The 21,458-nt window shown below is 61.7% G+C and carries 20 protein-coding genes; 7 read left to right on the top strand and 13 right to left on the bottom strand.

Annotated elements, in window-relative coordinates; genetic code table 11:
- Positions 1-9 precede the first annotated feature (9 nt).
- Entirely contained in the window at positions 10-243 is a 234-nt protein-coding gene (locus N1078_RS14970) for a DUF2789 domain-containing protein (protein ID WP_274088961.1), read from the top strand.
- On the opposite strand, the gene N1078_RS14965 is transcribed toward N1078_RS14970, so the two are convergent.
- The 9 genes from N1078_RS14965 to N1078_RS14925 all read right to left on the bottom strand — a co-directional run bounded on the left by N1078_RS14965 (position 226) and on the right by N1078_RS14925 (position 9,682).
- Positions 226-750 (bottom strand): YgjP-like metallopeptidase domain-containing protein, encoded by a 525-nt coding sequence (locus N1078_RS14965; protein ID WP_274088960.1) that lies wholly within the window; start codon positions 748-750, stop codon positions 226-228. The genes N1078_RS14970 and N1078_RS14965 overlap by 18 nt on opposite strands.
- A gap of 75 nt (positions 751-825) precedes the next feature.
- On the bottom strand, positions 826-1,929 hold the full coding sequence (locus tag N1078_RS14960) for a PQQ-dependent sugar dehydrogenase (RefSeq protein WP_274088959.1): 1,104 nt from the start codon (positions 1,927-1,929) through the stop codon (positions 826-828).
- Between the two features lie 31 nt (positions 1,930-1,960).
- A complete protein-coding gene (locus N1078_RS14955) occupies positions 1,961-2,416 on the bottom strand; it encodes a hypothetical protein (RefSeq protein ID WP_274088958.1) in 456 nt (151 codons plus the stop codon).
- Positions 2,417-2,622: 206 nt separating this feature from the next.
- The gene (fba, locus tag N1078_RS14950) at positions 2,623-3,687 is read right to left on the bottom strand and encodes a class II fructose-bisphosphate aldolase (protein ID WP_274088957.1); all 1,065 of its coding nucleotides are present in this window, start codon (positions 3,685-3,687) and stop codon (positions 2,623-2,625) included.
- Positions 3,688-3,797: 110 nt separating this feature from the next.
- Positions 3,798-4,100: an MliC family protein gene (locus tag N1078_RS14945; protein ID WP_274088956.1), complete on the bottom strand. Its 303-nt coding sequence runs from the start codon at positions 4,098-4,100 to the stop codon at positions 3,798-3,800.
- Positions 4,093-5,256 carry a phosphoglycerate kinase gene (locus tag N1078_RS14940; protein ID WP_274088955.1) on the bottom strand — a complete coding sequence of 388 codons (1,164 nt, stop codon included), beginning with the start codon at positions 5,254-5,256 and terminating at the stop codon, positions 4,093-4,095. Before N1078_RS14940 ends, N1078_RS14945 begins: the two co-directional genes overlap by 8 nt.
- Before the next feature lie 3 nt (positions 5,257-5,259).
- Complete coding sequence (gene epd / locus N1078_RS14935; RefSeq protein WP_274088954.1) at positions 5,260-6,315, bottom strand: erythrose-4-phosphate dehydrogenase; 1,056 nt, start codon at positions 6,313-6,315, stop codon at positions 5,260-5,262.
- Positions 6,316-6,420: 105 nt separating this feature from the next.
- Positions 6,421-8,421, bottom strand: a complete 2,001-nt coding sequence (tkt, locus tag N1078_RS14930; RefSeq protein WP_274088953.1) for a transketolase — start codon at positions 8,419-8,421, stop codon at positions 6,421-6,423.
- Between the two features lie 136 nt (positions 8,422-8,557).
- Complete coding sequence (locus N1078_RS14925) at positions 8,558-9,682, bottom strand: TDT family transporter (protein ID WP_274088952.1); 1,125 nt, start codon at positions 9,680-9,682, stop codon at positions 8,558-8,560.
- 109 nt (positions 9,683-9,791) lie between these two features.
- Here N1078_RS14925 and N1078_RS14920 point away from each other — a divergent pair, with 109 nt between their 5' ends.
- The 5 genes from N1078_RS14920 to N1078_RS14900 all read left to right on the top strand — a co-directional run bounded on the left by N1078_RS14920 (position 9,792) and on the right by N1078_RS14900 (position 15,199).
- Positions 9,792-10,703: a LysR substrate-binding domain-containing protein gene (locus N1078_RS14920; RefSeq protein ID WP_274088951.1), complete on the top strand. Its 912-nt coding sequence runs from the start codon at positions 9,792-9,794 to the stop codon at positions 10,701-10,703.
- Positions 10,704-10,749: 46 nt separating this feature from the next.
- Positions 10,750-11,781, top strand: coding sequence for an ArsR/SmtB family transcription factor (locus N1078_RS14915; protein ID WP_274088950.1), 1,032 nt, complete (start codon positions 10,750-10,752; stop codon positions 11,779-11,781).
- Positions 11,778-12,968 carry a methionine adenosyltransferase gene (gene metK, locus N1078_RS14910; RefSeq protein ID WP_274088949.1) on the top strand — a complete coding sequence of 397 codons (1,191 nt, stop codon included), beginning with the start codon at positions 11,778-11,780 and terminating at the stop codon, positions 12,966-12,968. The genes N1078_RS14915 and metK overlap by 4 nt, the downstream gene beginning before the upstream one ends.
- Before the next feature lie 116 nt (positions 12,969-13,084).
- The gene (ligB, locus tag N1078_RS14905; protein WP_274088948.1) at positions 13,085-14,749 is read left to right on the top strand and encodes an NAD-dependent DNA ligase LigB; all 1,665 of its coding nucleotides are present in this window, start codon (positions 13,085-13,087) and stop codon (positions 14,747-14,749) included.
- Positions 14,750-14,812: 63 nt separating this feature from the next.
- Entirely contained in the window at positions 14,813-15,199 is a 387-nt protein-coding gene (locus tag N1078_RS14900; RefSeq protein WP_274088947.1) for a DUF1090 domain-containing protein, read from the top strand.
- 132 nt (positions 15,200-15,331) lie between these two features.
- Here the strand turns inward: N1078_RS14900 and N1078_RS14895 are convergent, their stop codons facing one another.
- The 4 genes from N1078_RS14895 to N1078_RS14880 form a co-directional block, all read right to left on the bottom strand.
- Positions 15,332-15,781: a c-type cytochrome gene (locus N1078_RS14895; protein ID WP_274088946.1), complete on the bottom strand. Its 450-nt coding sequence runs from the start codon at positions 15,779-15,781 to the stop codon at positions 15,332-15,334.
- A 198-nt stretch (positions 15,782-15,979) separates the two neighbouring features.
- Positions 15,980-16,366 (bottom strand): MAPEG family protein, encoded by a 387-nt coding sequence (locus N1078_RS14890; protein WP_274088945.1) that lies wholly within the window; start codon positions 16,364-16,366, stop codon positions 15,980-15,982.
- A 98-nt stretch (positions 16,367-16,464) separates the two neighbouring features.
- Positions 16,465-17,748 (bottom strand): Zn-dependent hydrolase, encoded by a 1,284-nt coding sequence (locus tag N1078_RS14885; RefSeq protein WP_274088944.1) that lies wholly within the window; start codon positions 17,746-17,748, stop codon positions 16,465-16,467.
- 109 nt (positions 17,749-17,857) lie between these two features.
- Positions 17,858-19,345 carry an NCS1 family nucleobase:cation symporter-1 gene (locus N1078_RS14880; RefSeq protein WP_274088943.1) on the bottom strand — a complete coding sequence of 496 codons (1,488 nt, stop codon included), beginning with the start codon at positions 19,343-19,345 and terminating at the stop codon, positions 17,858-17,860.
- A 633-nt stretch (positions 19,346-19,978) separates the two neighbouring features.
- Here N1078_RS14880 and hydA point away from each other — a divergent pair.
- Positions 19,979-21,418, top strand: a complete 1,440-nt coding sequence (gene hydA / locus N1078_RS14875; protein ID WP_274088942.1) for a dihydropyrimidinase — start codon at positions 19,979-19,981, stop codon at positions 21,416-21,418.
- The last annotated feature ends 40 nt before the right edge of the window (positions 21,419-21,458 follow it).

Here is a 21,458-nt window from a genome sequence, read left to right as displayed (position 1 = left end):
GAGACCGCCATGTACCCGCAGACACACGACCTTGCCAGCCTCTTCAAGCAACTCGGCCTGCCCAATGACGACGCCGCCATTGAGCGGTTTATCGAGCAACATTCGCCTCTGGCTGAAGACTGCAAACTCGCCGACGCGCCCTTCTGGGACAACGCTCAGGCGGCTTTTTTGCGTGAAGAGATTGGTGAAGACGCCGACTGGGCCGAAGTTGTCGACCAGCTCAACCTAATGCTGCGGGGCTGACAACGAGCCCGCGGCACCCACCAGCTCGCGCCAGGTCAGGTAAACCCGCAGGTCGAATTCCAGTTGATGGTAGCCAGGCAGCATGTACTCGCAGAGCTTGTAGAAGGCCTTGTTGTGCTCAGCCTCCTTCAAGTGCGCCAGCTCGTGCACCACGATCATCTGCAGAAACTCCGGCGCCGCCTCGCGGAACAACGAGGCCACGCGGATTTCCTTCTTCGCCTTGAGCTTGCCGCCCTGCACCCGCGAGATCGCCGTGTGCAGACCGAGCGCGCGATGGGTCAAATCGAGGCGATTGTCATAGAGCACCTTGTCGATGGCCGGCGCATTGCGCAGGTGTTCCTGCTTGAGGCCCTGGATATAGGCGTACAGCGCCTTATCGCTCTGAATCGCGTGCTTGCCACTGTAGGACCGCGCCAGATAATCGCCCAGGCGCTGCTCGGCAATCAGCTGACGAATCTTTTCTTGTAGCGGTGCTGGGTAGCCTTGCAGGTATTTAAGCGGGGTCATGGGCGAAGTGGTGCGGGCACAGTAAGGCCGGCGATTATGCCGCAAGCCGCCCGCGACGGGGGGCGGCTTTTAGCGTTATTCGGCAGCCGGTACAACGCGCAGCAAGCGTCCGGCGGCGTTGTCGGTGAGCAGATACAGCGCGCCATCCGGACCGCCGCGCACATCCCGGATGCGCTCGCCCAGTTCTTCAAACAGCACCTCCTGCCCCGCCAGCTTGCCGTTGTGCAAACGAATACGTCGCACGCTGCGCTCGGCCAGGGTCGAGGCGAACAGGTCGCCCTGCCACTGCGGGAACAACCCGCCGCGGTACAGCGTCAGGCTCGATGGCGCCACGGATGGCGTCCAGTGCAGCAGCGGCTGCTGCAAGCCCGGCAATTCGGTGTAAGGGGAAATCTGCGCGCCACTGTAGTCGATGCCGTAGGTGATCAGCGGCCAGCCATAGTTGTTGCCCGGTTTAATCAGGTTCAGCTCGTCGCCACCACGCGGACCATGCTCGTGGCTGTAGAGGCGCTGCCGCTCGGCGTCATAGACGATGCCCTGCACATTGCGATGGCCCAGGCTGTAAATCTCCGCCGCCGCACCGGCCTGCCCCACCAGCGGGTTGTCCTGGGGGATGCTGCCATCGCGATTAAGCCGGACGATTTTGCCCAGATGGTTGTCGGTGTTTTGCGCCTGCTCACGCAGGTCAAAGCCATCGCCGAGGGTCAGCACCAGGGTGTTATCCGGGAGAAAGGCCATGCGCCCGCCGTAATGCGCGGCCCCGGCTTTGGCCGGCAGCGCACTGAACAGCACCTGGACATCCTGCAACTGCCCGTCGACCAGCCGCGCCTTGGCCAAACGCGTGTTGTTGGCCTGGGCGGTGCCATAGGCGTAGCTCAGGTAGAGCTGCTGATTGCTGGCGAATTGCGGGTCGAGCATGACCTCCATCAACCCCGCCTGCGCAGCGACAAACCCCTCTGGCACGCCGCCAACTGGCTGCGGGTTAAGGCGGCCATCCGCCTCGATGATGCGCAGGCGCCCCACCCGCTCGGTCACCAACATGCGCCCGTCTGGGAGAAAGGCCAGCGACCAGGGATGCTCCAGGCCACCGGTCACGGTTTCAATGCGGTAGTCCATGGCCTGCGCCAGGCTGCTGCCCAGCAGACCGAGGAATAACAGAGCGCGGGATGTCTTCAACATGGCACGGGCCTTTTGCTCGAAGGTAAACAAGTCAGGGTTGGACAGGCGCAGCACGCTGCCACAGCAGCGCAAACAACAACGCCCCCAGGCTGCCGCAGGCCATTAGCCCAGCGGTGCCGCCCAGGCTGCGATTAGCCGCAATCAGCGTCGGCATCGGCAACAGCGCATTGGCCAGCGACAGCGCTGACCACACTGCCAGCGCGCCAGCCAGGGCAAACACCAGCCAGCGGCCACTCGGCCAGGCACGCGCGAATCGACTCGCCACTGGCAGCGCGCAGATAAAGCCGAGGATCACCAGCACCGCGAAAGTCGGGCTAAAGCCCAGTAGATCCAGGCCGGTGGTGTGTAAGCGCACTGTCAGCGGCACTGGCGCACCGAGTGCTTGCAGGCTGGCCAGATTGAACTGCGTCTGCAGCACAGCCCCCAACACACTCGTGAGCAGCACAGCGAAAAGAAAGTACAGCAAGGTGCGCGATTTGCTCGGCATGCAGACGGGTATCCAGAAACGACAGTGGCCCGAGTATGGACCAGCACGCGGAGCGGCATACGCTGGGTGTTTTACATGGTTTTACCAAGCACCCGCCTCGGCGCGCCCTGCTTGATCAGTATTGATCACACCCAAGGCCACGCCGTGCTTACCGCGCCCATAACAAAAAGCCCCGCATCGGCGGGGCTCTCGGTAAAGCAACAGGCTTAGTTGACCTTGGCGGCCAGCTCACCCTTGGCATAACGCTGGAACATGGCTTCCAGGTTCATCGGTTTGATCTTCGACGCGTTGCCGGCAGTGCCGAAGGCTTCGTAACGGGCGATGCAGATATCACGCATGGCCGTCACGGTCGCGGAGAAGAACTTACGCGGGTCGAACTCGCTCGGGTGCTCAGCCATCATGCGGCGCATGGCACCGGTAGACGCCAAACGCAGGTCGGTGTCGATGTTGACCTTGCGCACGCCGTACTTGATGCCTTCGACGATCTCTTCAACCGGCACGCCGTAGGTTTCTTTGATGTCGCCGCCGTACTGGTTGATGATTGCCAGCCACTCTTGCGGTACCGAGCTGGAGCCGTGCATGACCAGGTGAGTGTTGGGGATGCGCGCATGGATCGCCTTGATGCGGTCGATAGCGAGGATGTCACCGGTCGGTGGCTTGGTGAATTTGTAGGCGCCGTGGCTGGTGCCAATGGCGATGGCCAGGGCATCAACCTGAGTGCGCTTGACGAAGTCAGCAGCTTCTTCCGGGTCGGTGAGCATCTGGCTGTGATCAAGCACGCCTTCAGCGCCAACGCCATCTTCTTCGCCGGCCATGCCGGTTTCCAGGCTGCCCAGACAACCCAGCTCACCTTCCACCGACACACCACAAGCGTGGGCGAAGGCCACAGTTTGCTGAGTGACGCTGACGTTGTAGTCGTAGTCGGCCGGGGTTTTGCCGTCTTCTTTCAGCGAACCGTCCATCATTACCGAGCTGAAACCCAGCTGGATCGAGCGCTGGCAAACGTCCGGACTGGTGCCGTGGTCCTGGTGCATGCACACCGGGATATGCGGAAATTCTTCGATGGCCGCCAGGATCAGGTGGCGCAGGAACGGCGCGCCGGCGTATTTGCGCGCACCGGCCGAAGCCTGGACGATCACCGGGGAATCGGTCTTGTCGGCCGCTTCCATGATCGCGCGCATCTGCTCGAGGTTGTTGACGTTGAAGGCCGGCACGCCGTAGCCAAATTCGGCGGCGTGGTCGAGCATCTGACGCATGCTGATAAGTGCCATGGTGTTCTTTCTCCCGGTGGAGCTCGTTAATCGTGCAAGCCTGCCGCAGGGGCAGGCGCTATTCAAGTCATTCAGATCAGGGGTAAGCCTGGCCTGTATTCAATTCGTTGCTAAGGTGCCTTGCAGCCACGGCCAATCAGGTCATCGTTGGCCGTCCAGTAAACCAGCCCTTCCTCACCCTTGGTATGAAAGGACAGCAAACCGTCGCTGTACAGCGCACCCGAACCTGATACCTGCTGCTTCAAGCGATAGACGATATCGCCACCACCCAGGCGTACATCAACCGACTCGCGGCTGCTGTCGGCGAAACGCCAGAGCACTTCGGCCTGGCTGTCGCAGACCCAGCGCGTCCAGTTATCCGACGGTGCCGGCTGACTGGCGCAGGCACCAAGCAGGCTGATCGGCTTAACCATTGGCGCGTTGTTCCAGCATGGCTACGGCCGGCAGCACCTTGCCCTCGACGAACTCAAGGAACGCGCCGCCGCCGGTGGAGATATAGCTGATCTGCGCGCCAATGCCGTACTTGTCGATGGCCGCCAGGGTGTCGCCACCACCGGCAATCGAGAACGCCGGGCTTTCGGCAATGGCCTGGGCCAGCACCTTGGTGCCGTTGCCGAATTGGTCGAACTCGAACACACCCACCGGACCGTTCCACAGAATGGTCTTCGACGATTTCAACAGCTCGGCAAACTGCGCTGCAGTCTGCGGGCCGATATCCAAAATCATGTCGTCTTCAGCCACATCGGCGACTAGCTTAACGGTCGCTTCGGCGTCTTCGGCGAAGGCTTTCGCGACGACCACGTCCACCGGCAACGGCACACTGACCTTGGCCGCGATGGCTTTGGCCGTCTCAACCAGATCCGCTTCATACAGCGATTTACCGACCGGGAAACCAGCCGCCGCGAGAAAGGTGTTTGCGATGCCGCCGCCGACGATCAGCTGGTCGCAGATCTGACTCAGGCTGTTGAGCACGTCGAGTTTGGTCGACACTTTGGAGCCGGCAACAATCGCCGCCATTGGCTTGGCCGGGTTACCCAGCGCTTTGCCCAGGGCGTCCAGCTCGGCAGCCAACAATGGGCCGGCGCAAGCTACCTTGGCGAACTTGGCTACGCCGTGGGTCGAACCTTCGGCGCGATGCGCGGTGCCGAAGGCGTCCATCACGAATACGTCGCACAGGGCGGCGTATTGCTGGGCCAGCTCGTCAGCGTTCTTTTTCTCGCCCTTGTTGAAGCGCACGTTTTCGAACAGCACGATCTCGCCAGCAGCGACTTCGACGCCGCCCAGGTAGTCGACAACCAGCGATACGTCACGGCCCAGGGCCTTGCTCAGATAGGCAGCAACGGGTGCCAGACTGTTCTCTGCGCTGAACTCACCTTCGGTCGGTCGACCCAGGTGCGAGCAGACCATCACCGCAGCGCCCTTTTCCAGCGCCAGCTTGATAGTCGGCAGGGAAGCGAGGATGCGCGCGTCGCTCTTCACCACACCGTCTTTTACCGGCACGTTGAGGTCTTCGCGGATCAGCACGCGCTTACCGGCGAGGTCGAGGTCGGTCATCTTCAGAACGGTCATATATCAGTCCTTCACGGGGGCTGGAGTAGTCAGGGAAAGGAAGTGTTCAGCGACATCGAGCATGCGGTTAGCAAAACCCCACTCGTTGTCGAACCAGGCCAATAGATTGACCAAACGTGGGCCAGAGACACGCGTTTGGCTGCCGTCGACAATCGCCGAATGCGGGTCATGGTTGAAATCACAGCTAGCGTGCGGCAGCTCGGTATACGCCAGTAAGCCCTTAAGTGGGCCGTTTTCAGCCGCCTGGCGTAGCACGGCGTTAATCTCCGCTGCCGAAGTGTCGCGAGCAGTCTGCAGGGTGATGTCTAGGCACGATACGTTGACCGTCGGTACGCGAATAGCTTTGGCCTGAATGCGCCCACTCAGTTCCGGCATCAAGCGTTCGATACCACGGGCCAGGCCGGTAGACACCGGAATGACTGACTGGAAAGCCGAGCGCGTGCGGCGCAGGTCTTCGTGGTGGTAGGCGTCGATTACCGGCTGATCGTTCATCGCAGAGTGGATGGTGGTGATCGACACGTACTCGATCCCTACCGTTTCATTCAGCAACTTGAGCAGCGGCACACCACAGTTGGTGGTGCAGGAGGCGTTCGACACCAGTTGCTCGCGGCCTGTCAGGTTGGCCTGGTTGACCCCGAACACCACTGTGGCGTCGATATCCGCTTCGCTGGCCATCGGCTGCGAGAGCAACACCCGCGGTGCGCCGGCGCCGATAAAGCGTTGTGCAGCAGCGCGCGTGGTGTATTGACCGGAGCATTCCAGCAGCAGGTCAATATCCAGCGCCGACCAGTCGACACCTTCCGGGGTCGCCTGGCGCAGCACCTTCACGCAGTCGCCATTGATATGCAGACAGTCGCCATCGACACGCACCTCGCCGGGAAAACGCCCGTGGGTGGAGTCGAAGCGCGTCAGGTATTCGATGCTGGCCTGATCGGCCAGGTCATTCAGTGCAACGATCTCCAGCTGCGCCCCTGTACCGCGCTCATGCAACGCACGCAGCACGCAGCGGCCAATGCGGCCGTAACCGTTGAGGGCAATTCGATAGGGACGCTTGGACATGGCGATCTCAGTGAAAAAACAACCGTAGGATGGGTTGAGCGCAGCGATACCCATGCTGCACAGCGGTGGGTATCGGCACTACGCGCCTCAACCCACCCTACGTGCTTAGGCGTCCAGCAGCTCGGCAGCGGTTTCCAGGACGTTTTCGACGGTGAAGCCGAACTCCTCGAACAGCGCCGGGGCTGGGGCCGACTCACCAAAGGTGGTCATGCCGATGATGCGGCCTTCCAGGCCCACGTACTTGTACCAGTAGTCCGCATGCGAGGCTTCGATGGCGATGCGCGCACCGACCTGCACCGGCAGTACGGCCTGCTTATAGCCGGCGTCCTGCTGGTCGAACACGCTGGTGGACGGCATCGATACCACACGTACCTTGCGGCCTTCGGCAGTCAGCTTGTCAAACGCCGCGACCGTCAGGCCGATTTCCGAACCGGTGGAAATCAGGATCAGCTCAGGCTCGCCGGCGCAGTCTTTCAGCACATAACCACCGCGGGCTACGTCAGCCAGTTGCTGGGCGTCGCGGCTCTGGTGCGGCAGGTTTTGCCGGCTGAAGATCAGCGCGCTTGGGCCGTCATTACGCTCGATGGCGTACTTCCAGGCCACCGCCGATTCCACGGCGTCGCATGGGCGCCAGGTGTCGAGGTTCGGCGTGCCACGCAGGCTGGCCAACTGCTCGATCGGCTGGTGCGTCGGGCCGTCTTCACCGAGACCGATGGAGTCGTGGGTGAACACAAACAGCACGCGCTGCTTCATCAGCGAGGCCATGCGCACGGCGTTGCGCGCGTATTCCATAAAGATCAGGAAGGTCGCGCCGTACGGCACGAAACCGCCATGCAGAGCAACGCCGTTCATGATCGCGCTCATGCCGAATTCGCGCACGCCGTAGAACATGTAGTTGCCAGACGCATCGTCAGCCGACACGCCCTTGCAGCCTTTCCACAGGGTCAGGTTGGAGCCGGCGAGGTCAGCGGAACCGCCGAGGAACTCCGGCAGCAACGGACCAAACGCGTTCAGGGTGTTCTGGCTGGCTTTGCGGCTGGCGATGGTTTCACCTTTGGCGGCCACTTCCTGAATATAGGCAGCGGTTTTCTCGGCGAAGTCGGCGGGCAGCTCACCGGCGACACGGCGCTTGAACTCGCTGGCCAACTCGGGGAAGGCAGCCGCATAGGCGGCGAAACGCTGATCCCACTCGGCTTCAGCCGCGGCGCCAGCCTGCTTGGCGTCCCACTCGGCGTAGATATCCGCTGGAATTTCGAACGGGCCGTGGTTCCAGCCTAGGGTGGCGCGGGTCAGGGCGATTTCTTCGAGGCCCAGTGGCGCACCGTGGCAATCTTCCTTGCCACCTTTGTTTGGCGAACCGAAACCAATGGTGGTTTTGCAGCAGATCAAGGTCGGACGGTCATCGGTTTTACGCGCGGTCTCGATGGCCATCTTGATCTCGTCGGCATCGTGACCGTCGACATTGCGAATCACCTGCCAGCCGTAAGCTTCGAAGCGCGCCGGGGTGTCATCGGTGAACCAGCCTTCGACTTCGCCGTCGATGGAGATACCGTTGTCATCATAGAAGGCAACCAGCTTGCCCAGGCCCAGGGTGCCGGCCAGCGAGCAGACTTCATGGCTGATGCCTTCCATCATGCAACCGTCGCCGAGGAAGGCGTAGGTGAAGTGGTCAACGATCTGGTGGCCGTCGCGGTTGAACTGCGCGCCCAGGACTTTCTCGGCAATGGCGAAACCGACGGCGTTGGCGATGCCCTGGCCGAGCGGGCCAGTGGTGGTCTCAACGCCTGGGGTGTAACCGTATTCCGGGTGGCCCGGAGTCTTGCTGTGCAGCTGACGGAAATTCTTCAGGTCGTCGATCGACAGCTCGTAACCGGTCAGGTGCAGCAGCGAATAGATCAGCATCGAGCCGTGACCGTTGGACAGCACAAAGCGGTCACGGTCAGCAAATTTTGGGTTGCTCGGGTTGTGCTTGAGGAAGTCGCGCCACAGGACTTCGGCGATATCCGCCATGCCCATCGGGGCACCCGGATGGCCGCTGTTGGCCTTCTGCACGGCATCCATGCTGAGGGCACGAATGGCATTGGCTCGCTCACGACGGCTGGGCATCACTGAATCTCCTACGGGGCTGCTTGGGCAACTGGGGGTCGAAAAGGCGGCTATTTTCGCCCAGCGGGGGCCATGGGGGCAATCACAGATGGTCGTTGCGTCGAGACAAATGGCAATAAGCTCCTAAGCGGGCACCTCATACGGGCTTCACCGTGCATAAACAGGGTGCCTTAAACAGCTCACCATGCCAGAGGCCACGCAGGGTGTGACGCATCACCAGCAACCAGATAAGCGCCAGCTTGGCCGCCAGCAACAGCCCCACCCAGGTGAAAAACGCCAATCCGGTTAATTGCTGCAAGGCAAAGGTGGCGAGGGTGAAGACGCCCAGTGGGAAGGTAAAACCCCACCAGCCAAGGTTGAAGGGCAACTCACGGCGGATGTAATGCTGGGTGAACAAGCTCGCGGCGACCAACCACCAAAACCCAGCCCCCCACAACGCCAGCCCGCCCACCAAGCCCAGTTGCTGCGCCATTTCAGCAGCGCCCTGCAACGCGGTGCCCTGCCAGGCCTGCGGCGCCGCTTGGCCCAGACTGATCAACCCCAGGCAACCGGTGGCCAACGGCCCCAGCGGCAACCAACTGCTGGCGGCAAAATCCATGTCCGGCAGTTTGTGCAAGGCCAGACGCAGCAGCACCAGGGTGATCAGGGCAAACGCCAGGCTCAGGGACAAACCCCACAGCACATAGCCAAGGCTCAGCAGTAACTGCGCGGTTTCAGCAGGCAGATGCGGCGCCAGCACCGCGGCACCACTGGCAACCACTTCAGGGGCGACAATCGGCAGCAGCCATACACCCGTCAGGGTCTCCAGCACATGCTTTTGCCGGGTGAACATCAGATACGGCACACCCAGCGCCACCCCAAGGGCCAAGCCCAGCGCCAACCACCACAGGCCGTGCGCCAGCTGCACCACCACCGCGCCATATACGGGCTCGGCAAATAACAGCAAGCCATTGACCACCTGCACCAGCCCCATGGGAATCGCGCCCAGGAACATCGACTGCACCGGGTGATCCAGCATCGGCCACAGGGTGTCGCGAAACAGCAGCAAGCGCGCGACAAATAACAGGCTGAACAGCCCAAACAGCAGCACCGTCAGCAGCCACAGGCCTTCGGCCAGCCACAATTGCCCGGTGAACGATACGGGCAGCTTGGCCACTACCTGGGCCAACACACCGGTGCCCATGGTCATGGCGAACCAGTTGGGAGTGAATTGACGGACAAAGGCCAGCGGCTCATGCAAACGGGTAAAGGGGCGCAACATCACGGTATTCCTCACGAAGGACCGAGTCAGCGGTCTATACCTGTGAGGTTAGAGAGCAGCGTGGTATAGGTAAAATACATATAAAAGATACAAGGCATACCTTCTATTTATGAATCTACACCACCTCAAGGTGTTTCTCGCCATCGCCCAAACCGGCAGCATCAGTGCCGGCGCCGCGCGCCTATTTATCAGCCAACCTGCCGTCACGCGGGAAATTCGCGAACTGGAGGCGCGCCTGCAGCTACGCCTGTTTGATCGCCAGAGCCGCGGCGTGAGCCTGACCGCCGCTGGGCAGCGCCTGCTGCCTTACGCCGAACGTATCTTTGCCCTGGAGCAGGCTGCTGAACGCGACCTGCAGGCCTTTGCCAACCTCAGTTGCGGCGAGCTTCAACTGGGCGCCAGCGCCACCCTTGGCAGCTACCTACTGCCGCCGCTGATCGCCCACTTTCACCAGCAGTACCCCCAGCTACAGCTCAGCCTGCAGATCGGCAACACCGCCGCCAGCCTGCGGCAACTGCAAAACAATGAGACCACCCTGGCCTTTATCGAAGGCCCGTTTGAGCGCGAGCACTTTAACCACCGCCACCTCGGCACTGATGCCCTGCTGCCGGTGGCCAGCCCGCACCACCCGCTGGCCGGATGCCGCGAAGTGAGTCCCGCCGAACTGGCGGCAACACCGCTGCTGATCCGCGAGCTGGGTTCCGGCACCCGCGCCAGCCTGGAACAGGCCTACCAGGCACGCGGCCTACAACCATGCATCGGCATGGCGCTGGGCAATAGCGAAGCCCTCAAGCGCAGCCTCGTGGCCGGGCAAGCCATCGCCTGGATCTCCGAACTGGCGGTGCAGGAGGAGCTGCGTAACGGCCAGTTGTGCTGCCTGGCCGTGACCGACATGCGTATCAACCGCGACCTGCATGCGGTCTGGCGCCGCGAACACAGCCTGAGCCCGGCGGCCGAAGCCCTGCTCAGCCAAGTGCAAGCCGCCCTGAATGCCAGCAAGACCAATATCAAAACTTTTTGATATTGGTCTTGCTGGATAAAAAATGACCGACTAGACTGCCCCACCTATGAATATGCGCGCATCCCATTTGGCCTTTCAGCCCGTCGACGCCCTCGCTGCCCTGTGCAAGGCCAGTGGGGATGCGTTGCGCCTGAATATCCTGCGCGCCCTGGCCAACGACTCATTCGGCGTGCTGGAGCTGGCGCAAATCTTCGCCACCGGCCAGTCCGGCATCAGTCACCACCTTAAAGTGCTGGCGCAAGCTGGGCTGGTGGCCACGCGCCGCGAAGGCAATGCGATTTTCTACCGCCGTGCGCTGGCCCAGGCCGAGCAAGTGGGCAGTCGCCTGCACAGCGCCCTGCTGGATGAGGTCGACCAGCTGCAGCTGCCGGCCGAGATACAACAGCGCATCGCCGCCGTACACAGCCAGCGCGCCGCCGCCAGCCAAGCTTTTTTCACCCGCAGCGCCGCAAGCTTCCAGGCGCAGCAAGACCTGATCGCCGGGCTGCCGCAATACCGTGACAGCGTCCTGGCCCTGCTCGACTCCCTGGGCTTTGCCAGTGACGCCAGCGCGGTGGAAGTCGGCCCCGGCGATGGTGGCTTCCTGCCGGAGCTGGCGCGGCGCTTCCAGCGGGTGCTGGCGTTGGATAACAGCGCCGCCATGCTCGAACTGGCACGCCTGCGCTGCGCCGAGGAAGGCTTGCATAACGTTACGCTGCAATTGGCCGATGCCCTGCATGACGACTACCCAGCGGCCGATTGCCTGGTGCTGAACATGGTCTTGCACCACTTCGCCGCACCCGCCGAGGCGCTCAAGCAGCTTGCACAACACTTGCAGCCCGGCGGCAGCCTACTGATTACCGAACTGTGCAGCCACAACCAGAGCTGGGCCCGCGAGGCCTGCGGCGACTTGTGGCTGGGCTTCGAACAAGACGACCTGGCGCGCTGGGCCGCCGCCGCCGGTTTGACCACCTGCGAAAGCCTGTATGTGGGCCTACGCAACGGCTTTCAGATTCAGGTACGGCACTTCGCCAAACCTTCAACACCTTATGGCCCAAGGGCCGCAATTAACGATCACTCACAGGAACCCGAACGATGAGCGAATACTCCCTCTTTACCTCCGAGTCCGTCTCCGAAGGCCATCCCGACAAGATCGCCGACCAGATTTCCGATGCCGTGCTCGACGCCATCATCACTCAGGACAAACACGCCCGCGTCGCCTGTGAAACCATGGTTAAGACCGGTGTGGCCATCGTCTCCGGCGAAGTCACCACCAGCGCCTGGGTCGACCTGGAAGAAATCACCCGCAAGGTGATCTGCGACATCGGCTACACCAGCTCCGACGTCGGTTTCGACGGCAACACCTGCGGCATCATCAACATCATTGGCAAGCAGTCCCCGGACATTAACCAGGGTGTTGACCGCGCCAAGCCGGAAGATCAGGGCGCTGGCGACCAGGGCCTGATGTTCGGCTATGCCAGCAACGAAACCGACGTGCTGATGCCTGCGCCGATCGTGTTTAGCCACCGTTTGGTTGAGCGTCAGGCCGAAGCTCGCAAATCCGGCCTGCTGCCGTGGCTGCGCCCGGACGCTAAGTCGCAGGTCACCTGCCGCTATGACGGCGGCAAGGTCGTCGGCATCGACGCCGTGGTGCTGTCGACCCAGCACAACCCGGATGTTTCGCTGCCCGACCTGCGCGAAGCGGTGATGGAGCTGATCATCAAGCACACCCTGCCGGCTGAATTGCTGCACAAGGACACTCAGTTCCACATCAACCCAACCGGCAACTTCGTGATCGGCGGGCCAGTGGGTGACTGCGGCCTGACCGGGCGCAAGATCATCGTCGATTCCTACGGCGGCATGGCCCGTCACGGCGGCGGCGCGTTCTCCGGCAAGGACCCGTCCAAGGTTGACCGTTCGGCCGCCTACGCTGGTCGTTACGTGGCGAAGAACATCGTCGCTGCAGGCCTCGCTGAGCGCTGCGAAATTCAGGTGTCTTACGCCATCGGCGTGGCTCAACCAACCTCGATCTCGATCAACACCTTCGGCACCAACACCGTCGCCGAAGACGTGATCATCAAGCTGGTGCGTGACATCTTCGACCTGCGCCCGTACGCCATCACCAAGATGCTCGACCTGCTGCACCCGATGTACCAGGAAACTGCAGCCTATGGTCACTTCGGCCGTACGCCTGCGCAGAAGACGGTCGGCGACGACACCTTCACCACCTTTACCTGGGAAAAGACCGACAAAGCTGCCGAACTGCGCGCGGCAGCCGGCCTGTAAGGCTCGCGGCAACAACACAAGCCCCGCCCAGTGCGGGGCTTTTTATTGCGTGCACGCTAAGCGCCGGATAAAAAAGCAACTAGCCTTACATGGCCACCTGCCGAGCAAGGATGCTCATGATGAAAGCGCTGATCGCCGGCTTACTCCTACTCAGCAACCCCTTATGGGCTACCTGCCCAGACTGGCCAACGCAACGTGCCGAACGCGAACTCAGCGCCCTGGCCCAGCAACTCAACGCCTGGGACGACGCCTACCACCGCCAAGGCCAGAGCCTGGTTGCCGATGAGCTCTACGATCAAGCCAGCGCCAACCTGCAACACTGGCGCCTCTGCTTCCCCGGCGCCGGCCCGGCGGAAGCAAACCCGCTCAACAGCAGTACCGGCCCAGTCCCCCATCCCATTGCCCAAACCGGGCTGCGCAAGCTCGCGGACAGTCGCGCCGTCGCCAACTGGATCGCCAGCCGAGAAGACCTATGGATCCAACCCAAGGTCGATGGTGTGGCCGTTAGCCTGATCTACCGCCAGGGTCAGCTGGCGCAATTGATTAGTCGCGGCGACGGCCGCAACGGCCAGGACTGGACCACCCAGGCGCGTCAGCTGCCAGCCATTCCCCAACACTTGCCCAGCCGGCCTGATCTGGTATTACAGGGCGAGCTGTATTGGCGCATGCCTGCGCATATTCAACACCAGGCCGGCAGCCTGGGAGCGCGCAGCAAGGTCGCCGGATTGCTGGCCCGACAGACGCTAACAACCGAGGAAAGCGCTGGCATCGGCCTGTTTGTCTGGGACTGGCCTGACGGCCCGAGCAGCATCAACGAACGCCTGCAGCAACTCAACACTCTGGGCTTTGCCGACAACCAGAACTTTAGCCAACCGATCCGCACATTGACCGATGCCAGCCACTGGCGCGCACAGTGGTACAACAGCCCCCTGCCCTTCGCGACTGACGGGGTCGTATTGCGTCAAGGCAAACGCCCGCCTGCCGCCCGCTGGCAAGCCGAACCGCCGCACTGGGCCGTCGCCTGGAAGTACCCAGCCAGCCAGGCATTGGCCGTGGTGCAGGCGGTGGATTTTCGCATCGGCCGCAGCGGACGTATCACCCCTGTGCTGCGCGTACAGCCGGTGAAACTGGATGACCGGCGCATCGAATATGTCAGCGCCGGTTCCCTGCAACGCTGGCAAAGCCTGGATATTCGCCCCGGAGATCAGGTGGTAATTCGCCTGTCCGGGCTGACCATCCCCGCACTGGACAGCGTGCTCTGGCGCACGCAGCAGCGCGCCGAACTGCAGGTGCCAGATGCCAAGGCCTATCACAGCCTCAGCTGCTGGCGCGCCACGCCGGCGTGCGCCAGTCAGTTTCGCGCACGCCTGGTCTGGCTTAGCGGTAAACAGGGCCTGGCGTTACCGGGTGTTGGCCCCGGCACCTGGGATAAGCTACTGCGCGCCCAACAGATCAACAGCCTCACCGACTGGCTAGACCTCTCGACCGAGCAGCTCAGCCGCGTACCGGGCCTTGGACCACGCAGCGCCGCTGCCCTGCAACAGAGTTTCCAGCTGGCGCGCCAACGCCCACAACAGGCCTGGCTGCGCGCCCTGGGCGTGCCAGGCAACGTGACATTGGACGCCGACTGGGACACCCTGGCGCAACGCAGCATCAGCGACTGGCAGCACCAGCCCGGCGTCGGCCCACAGCGCGCGGCGCAGCTGCAGGCATTTTTCCAACACCCGGAAGTACAGGCTCTGCGTACACAGCTGCGCACAGCGCAAATCGCCGGTTTCTAAACTGCCGATAAACTTTGCCCCCGCTGAACTGTCAATTGCACACCCCACTACCGAGGAATAACCATGCACAGAACCTTGCTCCTGAGCGCCCTGCTGCTGACCGCCACCCTGGCCCACGCCGATCAAAGCACAACGCCGCTCACCGGCTGCGCGGCGAAAATTCAGGCCATCTCAGCGCAACTCGAAATCGCCAAAAGCCACAGCAATAGCAATCAGCAAGCCGGCCTGGAGAAAGCCCTGAAGGAAGTTGAAAACAACTGCAACGATGACGACCTGCGCGCCAAGCGCGAAGCCAAGGTGAGCAAAGCCGAGGACGAAATTGCAGAACGCGAGCAGGATCTGCGTGAAGCACAGGCCGACGGCGATCAGGACGACATCAGCAAGCGCCAGCGCAATCTGCAGGAGTCGCGTACAGAGCTGCAACAAGCCCGCGAAGAACTCAACAAATAGCGCGCGTAGTGCAGCTCAACCAAAGCCATTGCAGGCAAGGTGCGTGCCCGCCCCTGGGCACGACTCGCTTAACGTGCTTTGCGCCTGCTAAATAGAACGGCGAAGCTGGCGCAACCAGCTGTGCGCCTTGACTTAGAAGGCGCGGAACTCTTCATGGCACGCCTTGCAGCTGTCTTCAACACGCTGCATCGGTGCCGCCAGCAACTCAGGGGTTAGGGGCTGAGCCTGGGTGGCGCTAACCAGCGCCGCGGTGCTGGCTTCCATCGCGCGCGCCAGCTCCTGGAAGCGCGCCTGACGCTGCCACACTTCATCCTTGGCGCGGCTCTCGCCACCCTCTTCACGCACCTGCGGGAAGTGCTGCCAAGGCTTGCGCGTCAGCTGGTCAAGCTCGGCCGCACCGGCAACAAACGCCTCTTCCTTGAACGCCACCCGGCCGCGCAGCATGCCACCCAGGTTCTCGCTGACCTTGAGCATCTGCTTGAAAAGCGCTTGCCGCTGGCCTTGCGGCGAATTGGGATCGACACCGCCACAACCACTCACAGTCAGCGCCAATAAAATGAGGAACAGGGTTTTAAGCTTCATAACACCTTCAATACCAACAACCGGGTGGATAACGGGTGACAGTATCGCCACCCACCCGCCAACGGCCAAGCGTGGTGTTTTGCCGCAGAGAGCAGAACCTGATGTAACGGCTGGCGAGCGAGAGCCATGCAAGGCGCTACGTTAGTAACAGCCATAGGCTGGCTCGCAGGGTGAGCGCAGCAGACTTTGCACGGGTTCTTAGGCGGAGACTACAAACAGACTGATGATCAGCCCTATGTTGACGAACCACACCAGCGAACGCAGGGTCGCCCAGTCGGCCACATAAAAGATGAAATAAAGGATACGGCTGGCAATAAAGGCCATGGCCAATTGATCGAGCAATGCCTGCTCGGCACCACCTGCCAGGTGGGCGATGATCACCGCCGCAGAGAATGCCGGAGTGATTTCGAAGCTATTGAGCTGGGCATTGTTGGCGCGGCGGCCGAGACCGCTGAGGTTGTCCAACAGGGCGCGCGGGTCATGATTGTATCGGGGGCTGAAGCCGCCGCTGACGGCTTTGGCCGTCGCGGTCGACAGGTAAGGTAAAAACAGGGCAATCAACACACACCAGTAAGCAACGGTCATGGCAACTCCTAAGGTCTGAACAGCAAAGCTGTAGCTTGGCCTGCAACCCTAGCCCGCGACCATGACACTTGCCCACAAGCCACCGGATATTCAGCCAATCATGCCGCCAGTTTTCCGTTGGCCAGCGCCACCGAGGCTGCGAGCATGGCACGCAGCAACACCGCGCAACCGGCGGCGAGATCACCCGGCGCGGCATTCTCGATCTCGTTGTGGCTGATGCCGCCCTCGCACGGCACAAAGATCATCCCCGCCGGTCCCAGTTCAGCGAGAAAGATCGCGTCATGCCCAGCGCCGCTGACGATATCCATATGCGACAGACCCAGCCCCTGCGCAGCACTGCGTACCGCCTCAACGCAGCCCTGCTCGAAATACAGCGGCGGGAAGTCTGCCGTCGGTGTTAGCTCGAAGCTCAGGCCATGCTTGGCGCACGTGTCTTCGATCACCCCACGCACCTCAGCGATCATCGAATCCAACCGCGCCGGTTCCAGGTGACGAAAATCCAGGGTCATGCGCACTTCACCGGGGATCACGTTGCGCGAGCCGGGGTAGGCCTGCAGGCAACCGACCGTGCCACAGGCATGCGGCTGGTGCTCCAGCGCCACCCGATTCACCGCGGCCACCACCGCAGCCGCGCCAACCAGGGCATCCTTGCGCAGGTGCATCGGCGTTGGGCCGGCATGCGCTTCGACGCCCTTGAGATTCAGATCGAACCACTTCTGCCCGAGGGCGCCAAGTACCACGCCGATAGTCTTACCTTGGTCTTCAAGAATCGGCCCCTGCTCGATATGCGCCTCGAAATAGGCACCGACCGGATGCCCGGTCACCGCACGGCTGCCGGCATAGCCGATAGCGTTCAGCGCTTCACCGACGCTGACGCCCTCGGCATCGCGCTTGGCCAGGGTTTCTTCCAGGGTGAATTTCTCGGCGAATACCCCGGAGCCCATCATGCACGGGGCAAAGCGCGAGCCCTCTTCGTTGGTCCACACCACCACTTCCAGCGGCGCCTCGGTTTGCACGCCCAGATCATTCAGGGTACGCAGCACCTCGACGCCGGCCAGCACGCCAAAGCAGCCGTCAAACTTGCCGCCAGTGGGCTGGGTGTCGATATGGCTGCCGGTCATCACCGGCGGCAGTGCGTTATTACGCCCAGGGCGGCGAGAAAAAATGTTGCCCACGCCATCCACGCTCACCGTACAGCCGGCCTCCTCGCACCAGCGCACAAACAAGTCGCGCGCCTGACGGTCGAGGTCGGTCAGCGCCAGCCGGCAGACACCACCTTTAACCGTGGCGCCGAGCTGCGCCAGCTCCATTAGCGATTGCCACAGACGCTCACTGTTGATGTGCGGTTGAGTGGATTGCAGAACCTCGCTGACAGTGTTCATGGCGTTCTCCTTGATCGATCGTGTTTAACCCGCCTAACAGAACGGCGAGCGTGTTGAGTCGCGTTGCAGGCCAGCACGAACTGCTGCGCTGACCCGTCGGGTGGTCGATTTAGGCAGCGCTATCAACCGCCACCGGCTGCGTACTGCGCAGGCTGCAGAGACCGAAATAAATCAAGCCGCCGAAGAACGAACCGGTAAACCAGCCGTAGTCGTAGAACCAGCTGAAGGCGTTGCTGCCGAGCGACAACAGGGTCAGCGCCACGGGTACCGCGAAGGCGACAAAACCGATCCAGTTCCACGCGGGGTACACGTCATCGCGGTACAGGCCAGCCAGGTCGAGGCGCTGTTTCTTGATCAGGAAGTAATCCACCACCATGATCCCAGCGATCGGCCCGAGCAGGCTGGAGTAACCCAGCAACCAGTTGGAATAGACGCTTTCCAGGCTCAGGTCAGAGACCAGCAGGCCGAGTTTTTTCAGCAACTCATGGCCCATCAACCCCAGGCCGATCAGGCCGGTGAGCATCACCGCCTTGGTGCGGTTGATCAGCTTGGGCGCGATGTTCTGGAAGTCATTGGTGGGCGAGACGATGTTCGCCGCAGTGTTGGTCGACAGCGTGGCGACGATGATCAGCGCCATGGCCAGGGCGACCCAGCCTGGGCTCTGGATATGGCCAATCAGGGTGACCGGGTCCGACACGGTTTCACCGACCAGCGAGGCCGATGCGGCAGTCATCACCACACCGAGGGCGGCGAACAGGAACATGGTCAGCGGCAGACCAATGATCTGGCCGACGATCTGATCTTTCTGGCTCTTGGCGTAACGGCTGAAGTCGGGGATGTTCAACGACAAGGTGGCCCAGAAACCAACCATGGCGGTCAGCCCGGCCAGGAAGTAACTGGTCACACCGGCACCCTCAGGACGGTTGGCCGGCTGCGCCAGCAGTTCGCTCATCGACACATTGGGCAGCGCCCATATCAGCAAGCCGGCACCGACCAGCACCAGCAGCGGCGCGGACAGGGTTTCCAGCCACTTGATCGATTCCGCCCCGCGCAGCACCACCCACAAGTTGAGGGTCCAGAAGACCATAAAGCCGATCACCTCACCGGTGCCGCCTAGGCTTTTCCAGCCCTCGAAGATCGAGCCGAGCAGCAGGTGAATGGCCAGGCCGCCGAACATGGTCTGAATACCGAACCAACCACAGGCCACGACCGCGCGAATCAGACAGGGCACGTTGGAACCGATCACCCCGAACGACGAGCGCAGCAGCACCGGGAACGGTATGCCGTACTTGGTACCGGGAAAGGCATTCAGCGTCAGCGGAATCAGCACGATGATATTGGCCAGCAAGATCGCCAGCAGCGCCTCGCTCACCGACAACCCGAAGTAGGCGGTCAGCACGCCGCCCAGGGTGTAGGTCGGCACGCAGATCGACATACCGACCCATAGGGCGGTGATGTGCCACTTGTTCCAGGTGCGTTCGTGCACCTGGGTCGGGGCGATGTCGTGGTTATAGCGCGGGCTGTCGAGTACGTCGGGGCCTGCGACCAGTTCGTACAAGCCATCGCGCTCAGTCACTTGCGATCTGCTCTGTTGCATGGGGCCTCTCCAGTGATTGTTCTGATTATTTGCTCATCGGGATTACCAACCATTTGCCAGGGGCTGCACTGGCAAAGGCCGTTCGCGATGGCCGGAGTACGCGTTCATCTCGGCCGGCCAGCTCGATAGCGACGGCTATCAATAAGCGTGCCGGGAACCTGTTCAACTCATGCATCGCTTGCCAATAAACGCATAAATAGCTGATTAATAAGGACTTTATATCAACTGCTAGATTCTCCCCCTGCACCTCACATGCCGGCTGTTGCCGCCACCAACAAGCCTGTCTCACCCGTCAGGATTCAAAGTGGTGCAGGCAAATATTCTTTGCGCCCGCAGCGCGGACCCTGCGTCGGGTTCAAACGCCTGATTTTGCATAGGAAATCTTGCTCATATTTGGTTCTTGTCAAGTGCGTCAAAATGGTTAGGGCCTGCACCATTTTGTTTATTTCGTTATTTTTTCCTTTATTTTCAATAACTTAAAATACAAAAAGAGTATTTAAAAATATTCTTGATCAATCATTGAGCAGCGACTAGATTCAATTCCTGTCAGCAGTGACAGGAATAAAACCTCTCACCTGACAGGTCATAACACGAAGAACCGGCATGCACCGGTCAGCCTGAGAGGAACTCGCTATGTCGCTGTTGATACGCGGTGCCACCCTGGTCACCCATGAAGAGAGCTACCGCGCTGACGTGCTCTGCGCCGACGGCCTGATCCAGGCTATTGGCGACAACCTCGACGCCCCCGCCGGCTGCCAAGTACTCGACGGCAGCGGCCAGTACCTGATGCCCGGCGGCATCGATCCGCACACCCATATGCAATTGCCGTTCATGGGCACTGTGGCCAGCGAAGATTTCTTCAGCGGCACGGCTGCAGGGCTGGCCGGCGGCACCACCTCGATCATCGACTTCGTCATTCCCAACCCGCAGCAATCGCTGCTCGAAGCCTTCCACACCTGGCGCGGCTGGGCGGAGAAGTCCGCATCCGACTACGGTTTCCATGTCGCCATCACCTGGTGGAGCGAGCAGGTTGCCGCCGAGATGGGCGAGCTGGTGGCGAAGTTCGGGGTCAACAGCTTCAAGCACTTTATGGCCTACAAAAACGCCATCATGGCCGCCGACGACACCCTGGTCGCCAGCTTCGAGCGCTGCCTGCAACTGGGCGCAGTGCCCACCGTGCACGCGGAAAACGGCGAGTTGGTCTATCACCTGCAACAAAAACTGCTGGCTCAGGGCATGACCGGCCCGGAAGCGCACCCGCTGTCACGGCCCTCGCAGGTCGAAGGTGAAGCCGCCAGCCGCGCTATCCGCATTGCCGAGACCCTAGGCACGCCGTTGTACCTGGTGCATGTTTCCACCCAGGAAGCCCTGGATGAAATCACCTATGCCCGCGCTAAAGGCCAGCCGGTGTACGGCGAAGTATTAGCCGGCCACCTGCTGCTCGATGACAGCGTCTATCGCCACCCCGATTGGCAGATGGCCGCCGGTTACGTGATGAGCCCGCCGTTCCGCCCCAAGGAGCATCAAGCAGCGCTATGGCGCGGCCTGCAGTCGGGCAATCTGCACACCACCGCCACCGATCACTGCTGTTTCTGCGCCGAGCAGAAAGCCGCCGGTCGTGACGATTTCAGCAAAATCCCCAACGGCACTGCCGGTATTGAAGACCGTATGGCCGTGCTGTGGGACGAAGGGGTGAACAGCGGCAAGCTGTCGATCACCGACTTCGTCGCGCTGACCAGCACCAATACGGCGAAGATCTTCAACCTGTTCCCACGCAAGGGCGCGCTACGCTTAGGCGCCGATGCTGACCTGGTGCTCTGGGACCCACAGGGCACGCGCACCATTTCGGCCAAAACGCATCACCAGCAGGTCGACTTCAACATCTTCGAAGGCAAGACCGTGCGCGGCGTGCCCAGCCACACCATCAGCCAGGGCAAGCTGGTCTGGGTCGATGGCGACCTGCGCGCCGAACGTGGCGCCGGCCGCTATGTCGAGCGCCCGGCGTACCCGGCGGTATTCGACCTGCTGAGTAAACGCGCCGAAAAGAATCGCCCTACCGCCGTCGAGCGTTAAACCCGCGCCCAGGCACCACACATGACTTAGCCGCACCGAC

The organism is Pseudomonas sp. MIL19, from assembly GCF_028680365.1.
GTDB lineage: Bacteria > Pseudomonadota > Gammaproteobacteria > Pseudomonadales > Pseudomonadaceae > Aquipseudomonas > Aquipseudomonas spirodelae.
Note: the sequence above shows the minus strand (reverse complement) of the source record. Positions and strands in the feature narration are given on the sequence as shown.

Excerpts from the sequence above, each read along its gene's own strand:
- N1078_RS14895 (WP_274088946.1), bottom strand. The coding sequence starts at position 15,781 with ATGAAGCTTAAAACCCTGTTCCTCATTTTATTGGCGCTGACTGTGAGT.
- epd (WP_274088954.1), bottom strand. The coding sequence starts at position 6,315 with ATGTCCAAGCGTCCCTATCGAATTGCCCTCAACGGTTACGGCCGCATT.
- N1078_RS14965 (WP_274088960.1), bottom strand. The coding sequence starts at position 750 with ATGACCCCGCTTAAATACCTGCAAGGCTACCCAGCACCGCTACAAGAA.
- N1078_RS14940 (WP_274088955.1), bottom strand. The coding sequence starts at position 5,256 with ATGACCGTTCTGAAGATGACCGACCTCGACCTCGCCGGTAAGCGCGTG.
- N1078_RS14890 (WP_274088945.1), bottom strand. The coding sequence starts at position 16,366 with ATGACCGTTGCTTACTGGTGTGTGTTGATTGCCCTGTTTTTACCTTAC.
- N1078_RS14885 (WP_274088944.1), bottom strand. The coding sequence starts at position 17,748 with ATGAACACTGTCAGCGAGGTTCTGCAATCCACTCAACCGCACATCAAC.
- N1078_RS14925 (WP_274088952.1), bottom strand. The coding sequence starts at position 9,682 with ATGTTGCGCCCCTTTACCCGTTTGCATGAGCCGCTGGCCTTTGTCCGT.
- N1078_RS14880 (WP_274088943.1), bottom strand. The coding sequence starts at position 19,345 with ATGCAACAGAGCAGATCGCAAGTGACTGAGCGCGATGGCTTGTACGAA.
- metK (WP_274088949.1), top strand. The coding sequence starts at position 11,778 with ATGAGCGAATACTCCCTCTTTACCTCCGAGTCCGTCTCCGAAGGCCAT.
- N1078_RS14900 (WP_274088947.1), top strand. The coding sequence starts at position 14,813 with ATGCACAGAACCTTGCTCCTGAGCGCCCTGCTGCTGACCGCCACCCTG.
- ligB (WP_274088948.1), top strand. The coding sequence starts at position 13,085 with ATGATGAAAGCGCTGATCGCCGGCTTACTCCTACTCAGCAACCCCTTA.
- N1078_RS14960 (WP_274088959.1), bottom strand. The coding sequence starts at position 1,929 with ATGTTGAAGACATCCCGCGCTCTGTTATTCCTCGGTCTGCTGGGCAGC.
- N1078_RS14945 (WP_274088956.1), bottom strand. The coding sequence starts at position 4,100 with ATGGTTAAGCCGATCAGCCTGCTTGGTGCCTGCGCCAGTCAGCCGGCA.
- hydA (WP_274088942.1), top strand. The coding sequence starts at position 19,979 with ATGTCGCTGTTGATACGCGGTGCCACCCTGGTCACCCATGAAGAGAGC.
- N1078_RS14970 (WP_274088961.1), top strand. The coding sequence starts at position 10 with ATGTACCCGCAGACACACGACCTTGCCAGCCTCTTCAAGCAACTCGGC.
- N1078_RS14920 (WP_274088951.1), top strand. The coding sequence starts at position 9,792 with ATGAATCTACACCACCTCAAGGTGTTTCTCGCCATCGCCCAAACCGGC.
- N1078_RS14955 (WP_274088958.1), bottom strand. The coding sequence starts at position 2,416 with ATGCCGAGCAAATCGCGCACCTTGCTGTACTTTCTTTTCGCTGTGCTG.
- fba (WP_274088957.1), bottom strand. The coding sequence starts at position 3,687 with ATGGCACTTATCAGCATGCGTCAGATGCTCGACCACGCCGCCGAATTT.
- tkt (WP_274088953.1), bottom strand. The coding sequence starts at position 8,421 with ATGCCCAGCCGTCGTGAGCGAGCCAATGCCATTCGTGCCCTCAGCATG.
- N1078_RS14915 (WP_274088950.1), top strand. The coding sequence starts at position 10,750 with ATGAATATGCGCGCATCCCATTTGGCCTTTCAGCCCGTCGACGCCCTC.